Source organism: Succinispira mobilis DSM 6222, from assembly GCF_000384135.1.
GTDB classification, from domain to species: Bacteria; Bacillota; Negativicutes; order Acidaminococcales; family Succinispiraceae; genus Succinispira; species Succinispira mobilis.
This window is the reverse complement of the sequence record NZ_KB913028.1, coordinates 1,118,544-1,132,823: the sequence shown is the minus strand read 5'-3', so window position 1 is coordinate 1,132,823 and position 14,280 is coordinate 1,118,544. Positions and strand designations below refer to the sequence as shown.

General features: G+C 33.4%; 12 protein-coding genes and 3 tRNA genes. 5 read left to right on the top strand and 10 right to left on the bottom strand.

The window, feature by feature from the left end:
- Window positions 1–38: 38 nt before the first annotated feature.
- From SUCMO_RS10970 to SUCMO_RS0105420, 3 genes are all read right to left on the bottom strand, one after another.
- Complete coding sequence (locus SUCMO_RS10970) at window positions 39–989, bottom strand: GGDEF domain-containing protein (protein ID WP_019879547.1); 951 nt, start codon at window positions 987–989, stop codon at window positions 39–41.
- Entirely contained in the window at window positions 977–1,858 is an 882-nt protein-coding gene (locus SUCMO_RS10810; protein ID WP_019879545.1) for a cache domain-containing protein, read from the bottom strand. The genes SUCMO_RS10970 and SUCMO_RS10810 overlap by 13 nt, the downstream gene beginning before the upstream one ends.
- A 192-nt stretch (window positions 1,859–2,050) precedes the next feature.
- On the bottom strand, window positions 2,051–3,856 hold the full coding sequence (locus SUCMO_RS0105420; protein WP_019879544.1) for a methyl-accepting chemotaxis protein: 1,806 nt from the start codon (window positions 3,854–3,856) through the stop codon (window positions 2,051–2,053).
- Window positions 3,857–4,416: 560 nt separating this feature from the next.
- On the opposite strand from SUCMO_RS0105420, the gene SUCMO_RS0105415 reads away from it, so the two are divergent.
- Window positions 4,417–6,573 carry a type IA DNA topoisomerase gene (locus SUCMO_RS0105415; protein WP_019879542.1) on the top strand — a complete coding sequence of 719 codons (2,157 nt, stop codon included), beginning with the start codon at window positions 4,417–4,419 and terminating at the stop codon, window positions 6,571–6,573.
- 81 nt (window positions 6,574–6,654) lie between these two features.
- Here the strand turns inward: SUCMO_RS0105415 and SUCMO_RS0105410 are convergent, their stop codons facing one another.
- Window positions 6,655–8,052 (bottom strand): aminotransferase-like domain-containing protein, encoded by a 1,398-nt coding sequence (locus tag SUCMO_RS0105410; protein WP_019879541.1) that lies wholly within the window; start codon window positions 8,050–8,052, stop codon window positions 6,655–6,657.
- A 125-nt stretch (window positions 8,053–8,177) separates the two neighbouring features.
- On the opposite strand from SUCMO_RS0105410, the gene SUCMO_RS0105405 reads away from it, so the two are divergent.
- A complete protein-coding gene (locus SUCMO_RS0105405; protein ID WP_019879540.1) occupies window positions 8,178–8,918 on the top strand; it encodes an AzlC family ABC transporter permease in 741 nt (246 codons plus the stop codon).
- Window positions 8,905–9,234: a branched-chain amino acid transporter permease gene (locus SUCMO_RS0105400; protein ID WP_019879539.1), complete on the top strand. Its 330-nt coding sequence runs from the start codon at window positions 8,905–8,907 to the stop codon at window positions 9,232–9,234. The genes SUCMO_RS0105405 and SUCMO_RS0105400 overlap by 14 nt, the downstream gene beginning before the upstream one ends.
- A 46-nt stretch (window positions 9,235–9,280) precedes the next feature.
- Here SUCMO_RS0105400 and SUCMO_RS10395 read toward each other — a convergent pair whose 3' ends face one another.
- Window positions 9,281–11,014: an EAL domain-containing protein gene (locus SUCMO_RS10395; protein WP_211209228.1), complete on the bottom strand. Its 1,734-nt coding sequence runs from the start codon at window positions 11,012–11,014 to the stop codon at window positions 9,281–9,283.
- 179 nt (window positions 11,015–11,193) lie between these two features.
- On the opposite strand from SUCMO_RS10395, the gene SUCMO_RS10390 reads away from it, so the two are divergent.
- Entirely contained in the window at window positions 11,194–11,910 is a 717-nt protein-coding gene (locus tag SUCMO_RS10390; RefSeq protein ID WP_019879537.1) for an ISL3 family transposase, read from the top strand.
- Window positions 11,874–12,152 carry a transposase gene (locus tag SUCMO_RS11755; protein ID WP_019879536.1) on the top strand — a complete coding sequence of 93 codons (279 nt, stop codon included), beginning with the start codon at window positions 11,874–11,876 and terminating at the stop codon, window positions 12,150–12,152. The genes SUCMO_RS10390 and SUCMO_RS11755 overlap by 37 nt, the downstream gene beginning before the upstream one ends.
- A 204-nt stretch (window positions 12,153–12,356) precedes the next feature.
- On the opposite strand, the gene SUCMO_RS0105375 is transcribed toward SUCMO_RS11755, so the two are convergent.
- The 5 genes from SUCMO_RS0105375 to SUCMO_RS0105355 all read right to left on the bottom strand — a co-directional run bounded on the left by SUCMO_RS0105375 (window position 12,357) and on the right by SUCMO_RS0105355 (window position 14,219).
- Window positions 12,357–12,433: transfer RNA gene (locus tag SUCMO_RS0105375), tRNA-Arg, on the bottom strand.
- Between the two features lie 14 nt (window positions 12,434–12,447).
- A tRNA-Gly gene (locus SUCMO_RS0105370) sits at window positions 12,448–12,521 on the bottom strand.
- Between the two features lie 12 nt (window positions 12,522–12,533).
- Window positions 12,534–12,610 (bottom strand) — tRNA-Pro (locus SUCMO_RS0105365).
- 188 nt (window positions 12,611–12,798) lie between these two features.
- Window positions 12,799–13,359 carry a Fe-S-containing hydro-lyase gene (locus tag SUCMO_RS0105360; protein ID WP_019879534.1) on the bottom strand — a complete coding sequence of 187 codons (561 nt, stop codon included), beginning with the start codon at window positions 13,357–13,359 and terminating at the stop codon, window positions 12,799–12,801.
- A 14-nt stretch (window positions 13,360–13,373) separates the two neighbouring features.
- Entirely contained in the window at window positions 13,374–14,219 is an 846-nt protein-coding gene (locus tag SUCMO_RS0105355) for a fumarate hydratase (protein WP_019879533.1), read from the bottom strand.
- Window positions 14,220–14,280 lie beyond the last annotated feature (61 nt).

The window sequence follows — 14,280 nt, the reverse complement described above, 5'->3', positions numbered from 1 at the left end:
TCTAATTGCTAGATGCAACTCGAAGGTTTTGTTTTTTATTATTTTTCTATTGTATTTGTCCACATCTCAAAGCGATTTCGACCTTTACTTTTAGCTAAGTACAAAGCTTCATCTGCTCTTCTTATTAATAGAGTTACATTATTTTGTATATCAAAACTATTTAGTGCTATACCTAAAGAAATTGTCACAAATATTTCCTTGTTCTGATACTCTATTTTTGTTCCTTGAATTTCACTTCTTAAGCGTTCCGCTAATTTTTCAGCGCCGACACGATTAGAATTATTAGCGAAAATCAAAAATTCTTCGCCGCCCCAGCGTGCCACTATATCCCCTACTCTAATTGTTTCTTGAAGTTTTTGAGATATTACTTTCAAACCCATATCACCTACATCATGGCCATAGGTGTCATTTACTTTTTTAAAAAAATCTACATCTATTAATAATACCGCTAAACTGTTATCTTTGAATTTTTCATTTGAAACATACTCTTCTAATTTTGCCAACATAAATCGTCTATTATATAAACCTGTTAAAAAGTCTAATTGTGCCGCGATTTCTATTTCCGCTTTTGCTGTATTAAGCTCTGTATTGGCTTTTTCTAGTTCTAAAGTCCGTTCCCGCACCTTAGATTCTAGATTATTAATCAACAAACAGATTTCTTCAGCCATATTATTAAACGCACATGCTAATTTACCAACTTCATCTGTTTTGCGAATTTTTGCTCTTTGCGTAAGATCACAATGAGAAAAATTTTCAGAAATATCCATCAAATAGTATACTGGTTGTAGTGAGTGCTTGATACTTCGAGTCCAAATGCTAATTGCTACAAAAACAATCAAAGCCGTAAGTATACTAGCGTAAAACATGCTTGAATAAATGTATTTAATATAAGGCGATTCGGGAATTAAAGTTATTATTAACCAGTTTAGACCTTGATAAGAAAAAGGCATTATTTTAAAGTTTAACTTATCTCCAGCTATGTCGAGCAAAGAATATTGTATCCCTTGTTCCTTATAGTCACGGTAGGCCCTAATACTAAAATCTGAGAAATATTTATTCTTCTAAAGTTACCTTGTTCATTTTTTGAAAAATTAACTTTTTTTACAGAATTAGCAACTAGTTCATCAGAATCACTTTCTACGATATAAGCTATTGCACCTATATCTTGAGAAATTTTCTCTAGATATTCACTAATTTTTGACAAAGCTATGTGTGCACCAAAAACACCTTGTAATTGCCCCGCGGGGGAATAAACCGGATAAGCAGCAGTCAATGCTAAGTCTTCTAATACAAAGTGTTTGTAAATATTAGAAAAAGTTGTCATCTTTTTTAGTTTAGCTTTCTGATACCAATCTCGACTCCGCGGATCAAATTTACCTAAGGTAAAACTTAATTTCTGAACCTCCAGTTTATCATCTAAATTAAAATATTGTGAATGCCCCTGGGTACTAGCGTCTACAAGTATATACTGAATTTTGTTTTCAGCAACACGTCTAGCACCAAAATATTCTCCAGTTCCTGTCCCATAGCTAACGCTGTATATATTGGTATCCGCGGCAAGCAAGATATTCGGGAAAAATTTCTGTCGCTCCAATTTATCATTAATTTGAATAAGATTATTTTCAATTAAACTTTGACTAATTCGATTAATTGACATAGGTTTTTGAATATAGTACTCTACAGCAAATTCAATATTCTTGCTAGATTCTTCCTGCAACTTATAAATTGTTTCATTTATCGACATTCGCCAATTATAAAAAACAACTATTCCAATACAGATAATAGTAAGCAATGTAGAAATGGTAAACTGAATGCGGATTCTGTTCATTATTGATGTTTCTGTTAATAATAACTTCATTTACATCACTCCATTTTAATTGACTGTCTGGCTACATTTTGCCTAAATCCAAATTGGAAAGGCGCTGCTTAATTTCACAAGAAATATATTACATAACAATTGTACTATATTCACTACCTTTATGTGCAAATATTTTTAATTTTTTTATATTTCACACACTCATTACTAATGTTAAAATATCAAATTTTTCATTTAAGAAATTTTAAAAACACTCACAGCCATACGTAAGTCTTCTGCTAATTTAGCCAACGCTTGACTCGCTGCCGCAATCTCTTCAACTGAAGCTGATTGTTCTTCAGTAGCTGCCGAAACATTTTGTGTAGCACTTACAGATTTTTTACTCGTTTCATCTATATCATTGACTGCGCCTACAATTTGTTCACTACCACCAGCCATCTGTTGCATTACCGCTGATATTTCTTGAACTTGTTTCGACACTAGCTGAATATTTTTTTCAATTTCTTTAAAAGCTGCACCGGCATTAATGACCACTTCCGAACCTACTTGGACTTCTCTAGTCCCATCGTCCATAGCTAATACCGCTTGTTTAGTATCATTTTGAATACCACCAATTAATTCTGCTATTTGTTTCGCCGCTTCTTGTGATTGTTCCGCTAATTTTCGAACTTCTTCGGCAACCACTGCAAATCCTCGTCCCTGTTCACCAGCTCGAGCAGCTTCGATTGCCGCATTAAGCGCCAGTAAATTAGTTTGACCAGCTATTCCTGCAATAGTATCCACAATTTGGCCTATTTCTTTTGAACGTTCACCCAAGGTACTTACCATTTGCGCTGAAATACCCACCGCAACTTCTATTTGATGCATTTGCTTAACTGCATTTTCAATCGCACCGCCACCATTATGTGCTGCATCTGCAGTTTTGTTAGATAAAACTGCTACTTCATTGGCATTTGCAGCAACTTGTTGCACACTTGCGGACAATTGTTCTACAACAACAGAAGTATTATCTATCGCCTCCATTTGCGTAGCTGTCCCTTGGGCAATATTATCAATAGCACCAGCAATTTGGTTAGCTGCTAAAGCAGACTGATTTGCACTGGCAGTCAATTCTTCAGACGAAGCGCTAACATACTCTGCAGATTTAGCAACTTCTTTAATTAAATTTCTTAAATTATCTTTCATTTGCGAAAAAGCTCTAGCCATCTGCCCCATTTCATCAGTAGCTGTTGTTGTTACATCTTCACTAGTTATTTCCCCATTAGCAATTTGATGTGCTGCTTTAACCAGTTGTTGTGCAATAGTTGAGATGCCACGGCTAATTACAAAACTCACAGCAATTGCAATTGCAAAAATAAGTAAGTTTATAGTTAATATTGTGTTTTGCACACTTGAAACTTCATCTGCAATTTTCTTTTGTTCATTGGCAACAAAAACTTTAATCATTTCTACTAATTCTTTTGTCCCATCAGCTGCAATATCGTAAGGTTTAGCCCCTTGTACAATAAAGCTATTTAGTTGCACTTGATCTCCTGCCACTTGTGCAGCCATAGCTTTTACTGCAAAATCTTCATAAGTAGCTTTGTTATCTTTTATCTTTTTAATTAAAGTTTGGGCTTTCTCTGTTACAAACATTTTTTCCATTTTAGTTATTTTTTGATCTGAAGTTATTTTTAACTTTTCAAACTTATCCTTAGCTGCCAGATCTTTAGTTAAATTAAAGCGTCTTACAGTAGCAGCCTCTTCGGCAATCTCTGTGGCCAATTCTTCTGATAGAACAATTTTTTCAATATTTAGATTCATTACGTTTTGATAATCTTTACTAATGTCATCCGTCTTTAAATAAGTATACGCACTCATTATAGCTGTAACTAAAATAACAAAAATAAATCCACCCATAATTTTTTTCCCAACTGTCATTTTCATTGCATCATTTCCCTCATTTCTTTTTAAATTGCGCTCAGAACCACTTTTTTCTGAACAAAAATTGCTATAATTTATAGCAGTTTTGCCTAATAATTTGCCTAAATATTTTTGCACATCACTTTAATTAAATTTCCAGTTTTGTGCCACATCTATTAGAATTAGTAAGCGGCCTTAGGCTTTTAGCCAAAGATCAGGAATGATGCCTGCTGTTTAATAAAACTTCTTATTATTTACTTTTCAAAAAACCAAGGTCTTTTTTACCTATATAGCATAAAAAATTCAGCCGCTAATCTATATACTATATATTGTGGGCACAATAAAAAGATATACGCAAACAAAAGCCTGCCTATATCTAAACTATACCGCAAAATGTTACCCTGTTCCTTATTATTCTTTTAAAATTTAAATTTTAATTAAACAGGCTAAAATCCTAATTAGCTATGACTAATTACCTATCAATGTTTGAATTATACCACAACTAATATTATTAATATATCTTTTTTGTGATTTTTTATTAAATTCTTTAAAAATCTAAGCTTAGTCTCTTAACAATTAGGTTTTAATAGACCACCATAAATAAATCTTTCTTATATTTAAACTTGAGTAAAACTTATCCAATCCAAAATTTAATGTTATAATTAAAAACATAATAAACACTGAAAAGAGGTCGTATTTTGAAAAAACTAATTATAGCCGAAAAACCTTCTGTTGCACGTAATATTGCAGAAGCTGTGGGCGCAACTCTTCGTAAAGATGGGTATATAGAGGGCAATAATTATGTAATAAGTTGGGCTTTTGGACATCTGTTGCAATTGTATGATGTTAAAGATTATGAGCCAAACTTAACTAGTTGGCGTTTAGAATACTTCCCCTATATTCCAGAGGTTTTTAAATATAAAATTAAAAGCTCTAATAATAATAAAGACCAATGTGATAGTGGTGCACAAAAACAGCTAATGATTATTAATAATTTGATTGCCCGAAAAGATATTATTAGTATTATTGCCGCAACTGATGATGACAGAGAGGGGCAAATAATTTTTGACGAACTAATTTTATATTTAAAAACAGATAAACCTGTAGAAAGACTACTTCTAACGGAATGGACCAGTAATGAAGTTCTACGTGGTCTAAATTGTTTAAAACCTAATAGCGAAATGCAAAATTTGCAAGATGCTGGCTTAGGCCGTCAATGGGCTGATTGGTTAATCGGGATAAATCTTACAGCAGTAGCTACAGTTAAATATCAAGCAGATAAAAATATAAAAATGCTCAATATTGGGCGAGTTTTATTGCCCACTTTGAAAATTATTTATGATCGAGATAAAGAAATTGTCAATTTTAAGGAATCTAGATACTACAAGTTATTAGTTGATTTGCAAACTTCCAATAATACAAGCTTTGAAGCTGTTTACTATGAAAATAATAGTGAAAAATTTGAAACTAAAGAATTCTTGGAAGATTTATGTTCTAAAATTATAAACCAAAGAGCAACTATAATCACGAAATCGGTTGAGCGAAAAAAAGAATACCCGCCCTACCTTTTTAACCTTTCTAATTTGCAGGGTACCATAACTAGTAAATATAAGGATTGGACTTCTGATAAAGTTCTCAAGGTTGCTCAGGATTTATATGAAAAAAAAGCTATAACTTACCCACGTACTGCTAGTCAAGTTTTAGATGATAGTTTAATTGAAAAAACTAAAAAAGTTTTAGAAACGCATAAAAAAAATCATCCCCTAGCCACAGAAATTGTTTTTCACACCCATAAAAGAGTTTTCGATAGTAGCAAAGTTGAAAGTCACTCTGCTATTATTCCTACTTATATTTCGCCTAACAACCTAAGTAAAGATGAAATTATTGTGTATCAGGAAATAAAAAATCGTTTTCTTGCACAATTTATGCCTCTTGCAGAAAACGAAGAAACTATCTTAACTATCCAGCTATTAGATAACCCGCTACCTGGAATTTTGACCAGCAAAGGCAAGGTTCAATTGGTAGAAGGTTGGAAAAAGATTGAAAAAATAACCGCAAAAGAAGTTTTATTGCCGCAAGTAATGGAAAATGAAATAGTTGAAGTAGAAAATACCAGAATCACTGAAGTCAAGAGGAAGGCTCCCAAGGCACACACTGAAAAGACTTTGCTAAGAGTTATGGAAACTTGTGGTAAAAGTTATGAACAGGATGAAGCCGAAGAAATGATGCTCTCTATTTTAAGTGGGTTCAGTATCGGTACACCAGCAACTCGAGCAGAAACAATCAAAAAACTTAAAGACGTCGGTTATATTAAAGCCAAAGGTAAAAACTTAGTTTGTACTGAACTCGGAACAATGCTAGTGGAAAAATTTCCAGTTCCCGAGCTCTTCGATTTAGAATATACTGGTAAATTAGAAAAAACACTTGCAGATATTGAAAGACAAAAATTTTCAAAAATCAATTTTATTACAATGATTACTAATTTTGTTCAAATGTCGGTAGAAAAAATTAAAACCACCCCTACTTTTGGTGCTATAATCAATATTAGTCCTGATTCGATAGTTCTAGGGTTATGCCCAGAATGCAACAACCCAATTATTGAAACTGCTCAGAGTTTTAGTTGCAGCAATTGGAAAAATGGTTGTAAGTTTACTATTTGGAAAAATGACAAATATATAAATGGATTTGGTAAGCAAATATCTCCAGAAATGATTAAATTACTTTTAGAAAATGGGCGAGTTGGTTTTCGTGGCTTAAAAAGTAAAAAAGGGCATATTTTCTCAGCCTATTTTTATTATGTTAAAGATCAAACAAATAACCGCTACAATTGGAAAATCGAATTTATTGAAAGTTAGTATGAAAAAACACTCTAATTGTTTTGCATTATCTCATTTTGAAAACAATTAGAGTGTTTTCTTTATTATTTTTTAGATTTTTTATCGCAATTGAACTATTTGCTGCAATATTTTCAACCCTTTTTCAAGTTGTAACAATGAACTAGTTCCAGATAAAGCTACCCGTAAAAATTGTTGCTCACTTTTTCTTGATGATAAAAATATGCTCGAATGAAAAACACGAATACCATTTCGTAAAAACAAATTTTCCAGCTCACCTATATTATCATAATTTGCAATTGGTAACCATCTAAAAAAACTAAGTTGAGCTTGCTGTTCATTTGGCAATGAAAAATACTTAAAAAACAAGCAATTCGCTTCTCTAGCTAAGTTTTTTTTCGCTAAAACTATTTTTCCAGCTTCACCTGTTAAAATTAACTGTGTTATTATTTCTGCTGTAAATGAAGACGTTTTCACATTTGAGTTGAAGATAGCTTGAAAAATTTTATCTGCTATTTTTTTTGGAAAAACAATATATGCAACCCTAAGCCCTGAACAAATTGACTTGGAAGTGCCACATATATATACAGTAGTTTCTGGTAATCTTGTGAAAAACGCTGGATTCTCCAGGTGTTCTCGCCGTTCAAAAAGAAAAGAGTAACTATCATCTTCAATAACTACTAAATTGTTTTTTTTTATAACCGCACACAAATCTTTTCTACGCTGATTACTTATTACTATAGTCGTGGGGTTTGCGCATGAAGGCATAAAAAATGCCCCTTTTATGTTTTGCAATTCACATTGATTATCCAGCTGTTCTGCTAACATTCCCTCATCATCACCTGGAATAGCAACTAATTGAATATGTAGTAGTTTGGCCAATTCAATAAAATTAGGATATGTGTAGATATCAACTGCAATCTTGCTGCCTGGTTCAAATAAGGCCAACAGCGTGATCAACAACGCATTTTGAGCCCCCGATACTATTGCCATAGTATCAATTGTAGCTTCTATACCAAATTCTCGCATCCAAGAAATTCCTGCTAATTTTTGATGTCGCATACCCGTTGGTTCATTATAGTTTAGTAGCTCAGGCAAATAGCGATTTTTAAGCAAATTAGGCAGTTGTGACGCTATAAGTTCATTACACTCTTCAAAAGACGCAACAAAGGCTAAATCTATACTATTTCCAGTGTAATTGTCCGCAGAAATTGTTACTGTACGAGCTGCATTTGGCGAAACAAAAGTCCCACTTCCTCGAATAGTATAAATAACACCTCTTAACTCACAATTTTTATAGGCACGTGTTATTGTCGTAAAATTCAAATCTAAAAAATCTGCCAATTCTCTTTGGGGCGGTAATTTAGTATTTGGTAATAATATTCCTAATGCAATATCGTGGCTTAGGGCTTCTGCAATCGCTAAATAGTAGGGTTTTTTTAACCGAGATTTTTCTGGTTTCCAAGACATTGGGTAATTTTCAAAAGAGTTTATTGGCATAATTCACCTTCTAAATTGTAATACATACAATTTTATCATTGATTATATGTATTCGCAATGGTAAAATTGTCATCAAATTAAGCATTGTCGATTTTTTATAAATATATAGGAGTGATTATGCGCAAATGAATATTTTATTTAGAAATTTTTCTACTTCTGAGAAAGCCGCCTTTAAATTAGCTTTTATCAACACAGTTCCTATTTTTGCAGGCTTCTTATTTCTTGGAATGGCCTATGGTATTTACATGACTTCAGCAGGTTTCAACCCGCTATATCCTGCTTTAATGTCAACTTTGATTTTTGCTGGTTCAATGGAATTTTTAACTGTCAACCTTTTGTTAAGCACCTTTGATCCTCTTGGGGCTTTTTTACTTACCCTAATGGTTAATGCTCGCCATTTATTTTACGGACTAGCAATGCTTGAACCCTATAACAGACTTAACGGTTGGCGAAAATCTTATCTTATTTTTGGAATGTGTGATGAGTCTTTTTCTATTAACTATACATCAAATATTTCTAGCAAAACGGATAAAAATTCTTATATGCTTTATGTTACTATTTTAAATCACTTTTATTGGTTTCTAGGCTCTGCATTAGGCGGTTTTCTGGGCTCATTTTTCACACTTCAAATTCCTGGACTTTCTTTTGTTATGACTGCACTTTTTATAGTTATTTTTATTGAACAACTCTTAACCGAAAAAAAATATCTTAGTTCAATGATCGGCATTATCTTTCCCATAATTTGTATAATCTTTTGGGGAGTAAATAATTTTATGCTTCCAGCAATGCTTATAATGGTGCTTGTTCTTACTCTTATTAAAAATAAAATTCCCCCTAAAGAGGTGATTTGCAATGACTTTTATTGAAGAACTTTTCACCATAGTTGCAGTGATTTCAGGCACAATGTTAACTAGATTTTTACCTTTTTTATTTTTCCCCGCGGGCAAACAAATTCCTGGTTATCTACAATATCTGGGTCATCAATTGCCGGCAGCTGTTTTGGGAATGTTGGTTATTTATTGCCTGAAAGATTTAAACTTTACTAGCTCTAACCACGCCTTACCAGAAATATCTTCTACAATAATTATAATTCTAATTCATTTAAAATTTAGACATATGCTATTTTCAATAGCTACTGGCACTATCTTTTATATCTTAGTCCAAAATAAATTTATATTCTAAAAGTTAAAACTGGAACTTATCTCTAATTGGAGATAAGTTCCAGTTTTTATTCATCAGCAAATAAATTTAAGTAAAATTCACGAATCTCCTTTTCATGGATTGGTTTTTTCAAAAAATATCCTTGGAAAAAGTCAATTCGCAATTTATTTAAAATTTCTATCTGTTCTTGAGTTTCTATGCCTTCTGCGACAATATCCAAACCCAGTTTTTTAGATAAACTCACTATTCCTTCAAACATATCCTGTGTTCTGTTATTATTTGCAATATCTGCAACTAAGGAACGATCAATTTTAATCGTATCTATTGGTAAATGATGTAAATATGATAAAGAAGAATACCCCGTACCAAAATCATCCAGCGCAACCCTAATACCCAAAGCTCTAATTTCATTTAATACAGCTATAGCTTCTCCGTAAGAATCAATAACCGCACTTTCCGTTATTTCGAGTTCTAACTGCGCTGGCTGTACAATACAACTTTCTAGCTCCTTGGCTACAAACTTAGCAAAATTAAATTCTTTTAGTTGCAAGGCCGAAATATTAACGGACATAATCAAAGATTTATCAGATTTTTCAAGATTTATTTCTGCAAGTTTTGCAATAGCTGTTTTTAAAACCCAACTACCAATTTCTAAAATCCGCCCTGTTTCCTCAGCAATCGGGATAAATTCTGCTGGTGAAACCAGCCCTAGTTTAGCAGACTGCCAACGTAACAAAGCTTCAAATCCTCGTAATTCTTTCGTCTCCCTCAAATATAACGGCTGATAGTTCAAAAACAACTCATTAAACAGTTGCGGATTTTTTAATGCCTCTTCTAGCTCATTTTTGCGACGTAACTTAGCCATCATATTATGGTGATAAAATTTAAAATTATTTTTCCCTTGATATTTTGCTTGATACATAGCTAAATCTGCATATTTCAACAATTCATCAACACTTTTACTATCATCAGGAAATATTGCTACGCCAATGCTTGCCTCAAAAGAAAAATTATACTCTTCAACTTTAGTCGGTTCTGCTAATAGCCCCTTTAAATTTTCTAACCAAGTTATGCCCTTAGTCTTGTTCCAATCTTTACATAAAAAAACAAATTCATCACCACCAAAACGAGCCAAACAAATCTTTTCAGTGGTTACCTTTTGTAGTTTGACGGCTAATTCTCTAAGAACCTGATCGCCTATCCAATGTCCATAGGTATCATTTATACCTTTAAAGTTATCCAAATCTAAAAAAACTAAAGCAAATTGTTCTGTATTTTTTGTACTAGTAGCTTCATTGAGCCACTGAATAAAGCAAAATCGATTGGCCAAACCTGTTAATGTATCCAAACGAACCATTTCATTAAGCCTAGCATCACGTTCCTGTAAACAGGCTGCCATATAGTTAAAGGAATCCGCCATTTGGTTTAATTCCAAAAAGCTACTTTTCTCTGCTCTAATTTGAAACCTTCCATTTGCAATTTCGGAAAAACGCTGGTTAAGACTAAGAAAAGCACTTACAATTTGATCCATTTTTTTACGAGTAAAGATAAAAACACCTACAACAATCATGGTTGTAATAATTAAAAATAAAAGCTGGATTTTATAAAGGATTGCAAAAGCTACGTCATAATCTTGAGAAACAATAATTGCCCATTTTGTTTCCGGAACTCTTTTCATATTAGCTATATAGCGTTTTCCGGAAACTTCAGCTATATATTCCTTTTGAAAAGCTTCTGATTTATCTTGTAAGTCAGAGAAAACACTAGACTTTTTACGCTGATTAATACTTTCTTGAGCCAAATTAGTTATAAAAACTCCTTTTGCATCAGTGATATCCAAAAAAGGCTCTATAATATATGTTGTGGTGTGTGGAAAATTTCTGCATATCACAACATATTTTTTATAAAAAAATATGTTGTGATATTGAAAAATCCTTTATGATAAAGTTGCGAAACAAATCAAAGGAGGATTTTCAAATCATGCTCAGTACAGATAATTATACACAAAAATTACTCGGACTGGAAGATGTCATTATAACAAAAGTTCAAAGAAATTTAAATGAAACTTTAATTTTCATAGAATTGCCTAAAAAGCCACATATCTGCCCTTATTGTGCTTCAATAACTACTAGAATTAACAATTATAGATTCCAAAAAATTAAGGATTTGCCTGCATTTATGCAAAAAACCTATCTGCTTTTAAGAAAACGTCGCTATTTTTGTTCTTCTTGCAATAAAGCTTTTTATGAAAACAATAATTTTATAACAAAATATCAGCGCATGACTGATAGATTCACACAACACATCATATCTAAGTTAGCCGAAATGCGCTCTTATACAAGTATTGCTTCTGAATTAGGTTGCTCAAATACTACTGTTATACGTAAGGCAAATTTAATTAGTTATCCTAAAGCCCAACTACCTAAAGTCCTTGCTATTGACGAATTCAAAGGAAATACAGATCATGAAAAATATCAGTGTATTATTACGGACGTTGCCAAAAAACAAACTCTTGATATTTTGCACAATAGAAAAGTTGAAGATTTATATCAATATTTTATGAGTTTCTCAAAAGCAGAGCGAGATAAAGTTGCTTATATTGTCATGGATATGAGCACTTTATTTAGACGTTTAGCTAAAACTTGTTTTCCTAATAAGAATTGTTTCATAATGCTATTAGTAGCAAAGATATTTTAAAAAACCTTTTAATCTGGTACGAAAAAGCTAAACAGTCAGGAATTGATAAATTTAGTAAACTTGTCGATACCATTTATTCTTGGAAAAACGAAATTATTGCTGCTTTAAATACTAGCTTCACTAATGGTTATACTGAAGGTTGTAACAATAGTGCTAAAGTACTAACACGTGTTTCTTTTAGTCTTAAAAATTTCAATCGTTTCCGCAATAGATTATTATTCATTGCTTCTTCAAAAAGTTAAAACTGGATTAAGAACTTTTTCATTCTCAATCCAGTCTAAATATGCTTCTTTATTATTCACACAAAAACATCTGACATAGAACAAAATATCTTTGAGATTTATTTTTACCCTCGTCTGCACCCACTCTGCACCCAATGATACACGGCTTTTTGCACCCACCCAATAAAAAAAGCCTGTACATTCGCAGTACAGGCTGTAATATCATGGTGTCCCAGGAGAGATTCGAACTCCCGACCCACGGCTTAGAAGGCCGTTGCTCTATCCAACTGAGCTACTGGGACTCGAAGAAAAAAAATGGAGCGGGTGATGGGGATCGAACCCACGCAGCTAGCTTGGAAGGCTAGAACTCTACCATTGAGCTACACCCGCTTATGTAATTACTGGTCGGAGCGGCAGGATTTGAACCTGCGACCCCCTGTTCCCAAGACAGGTGCTCTACCAAGCTGAGCCACGCCCCGAATCACATATGTAATTATATATCTTTAGTTAAACTTTGTCAATACTTTTTTATGCAGACACTATTTATTTTATACACTTTATTTCTCAACTAACAAGATATTAAATCTGAGCTTTATTTACTTTAATTTTAAAACTATAAAAACGTAGAATGCAATTATTTTATAATTGTATTCTACGTTTAAGTTAACTAATCTTGTTTGTATTTTTCAATACCTTGTTTATAAAAATCATTTCCTTGAGAATCTATTACGACAATCGCAGGAAAATCTTCCACCGTCAATTTAGCTAAAGCTTCTGCCCCTAAATCATCATAAGCCAATACCTCATATGATTTTATCGTTTTTGCAATAACAGCTGCTGCACCACCAATTGCAGCAAAATATACAGCACCATGTTTTTTCATTGCCTCAACAACTTCCGCAGAACGTAGGCCCTTACCTATCATCCCCGCCAAGCCTTGCTCAATCAAAACTGGCGCATATTTATCCATTCTGCCACTTGTTGTTGGTCCAGCCGAACCAATAACTTGACCTGGCTTCGCTGGTGTAGGCCCTACATAATAAATAATTTGACCAGTTACGTCTATAGGCAACCCTTGCCCAGCTTCTAGGGCTTCTACCATACGTTTGTGAGCAGCATCACGTGAAGTATAGATAGTGCCAGTAATTCTCACACTATCACCAGCTTTTAAGGAACGTACTGTTTCTTTGTCCATTGGGGCTGTAATTTTTTTAATTGTATTTTCCATAATTATTAACCCTCCTATATCTCTACATGTGCATGTCTAGATGCATGACAGTTGATGTTCACTGCTACAGGCATGCCCGCAATATGTGTTGGGTAGTATTCTATATGTACTGCTAAAGCTGTATTTCTCCCCCCTAAACCTTGAGGACCAATACCACTAGCATTAACTTTTGCCAAAATTTCTTTTTCTAACTGCGCATATTTTTCATCGGAATTACTTTTCCCTAATGGTCTTATCAAAGACTCTTTCGCCAACATTGTCGCTTTTTCCATAGTACCGCCAATACCTACGCCAACTACAATCGGCGGACAGGGATTAGGTCCAGCTTTTTTAACTGTTTCCACTACAAAATCTATAACCCCTTCGACGCCTTCAGATGGTTTGCACATTTTTAGTGCCCCCATATTTTCACTGCCAAAACCTTTTGGGGCTAAAGTTATATCAATTTTATCTCCTGGCACAATTTGCAAATGTACCACTGCTGGAGTATTGTCTTTTGTATTAATTCTTGCAAATACTGGATCATTTACTACTGATTTACGCAAATAACCTTTCGTATAACCACTAGCAACTCCAGCATTAATTGCCTGATAAATATCGCCACCAATAACATGAACATCTTGTCCAAGTTTAACAAAAATTACGGCCATTCCAGTATCTTGACAGATTGGCACATCATTTTCCTTTGCTAAAACTGCATTTTCTACAATTGTTTCAATAATTTCTTTTCCTAGAGGAGATTCTTCCGTCACCGCTGCTTTTTTAAGACCACATAAAACATCTTCAGTTAAATAATAACTTGCATCTATCGATAATTTTTCTACCGCTTTAGTTATTTCACTTGCTAAAATTTCACGCATATCTTTTCACCTCATATTTTATCTTCTAAATTAACGCACAAGACGGCCTAAGCCGTCTTTG

Coding starts and splice junctions, on each gene's coding strand:
- SUCMO_RS10810 (WP_019879545.1), bottom strand. CDS start 1,858: ATGAAGTTATTATTAACAGAAACATCAATAATGAACAGAATCCGCATT.
- SUCMO_RS0105410 (WP_019879541.1), bottom strand. CDS start 8,052: ATGCCAATAAACTCTTTTGAAAATTACCCAATGTCTTGGAAACCAGAA.
- SUCMO_RS0105405 (WP_019879540.1), top strand. CDS start 8,178: ATGAATATTTTATTTAGAAATTTTTCTACTTCTGAGAAAGCCGCCTTT.
- SUCMO_RS10390 (WP_019879537.1), top strand. CDS start 11,194: ATGCTCAGTACAGATAATTATACACAAAAATTACTCGGACTGGAAGAT.
- SUCMO_RS0105360 (WP_019879534.1), bottom strand. CDS start 13,359: ATGGAAAATACAATTAAAAAAATTACAGCCCCAATGGACAAAGAAACA.
- SUCMO_RS0105400 (WP_019879539.1), top strand. CDS start 8,905: ATGACTTTTATTGAAGAACTTTTCACCATAGTTGCAGTGATTTCAGGC.
- SUCMO_RS0105355 (WP_019879533.1), bottom strand. CDS start 14,219: ATGCGTGAAATTTTAGCAAGTGAAATAACTAAAGCGGTAGAAAAATTA.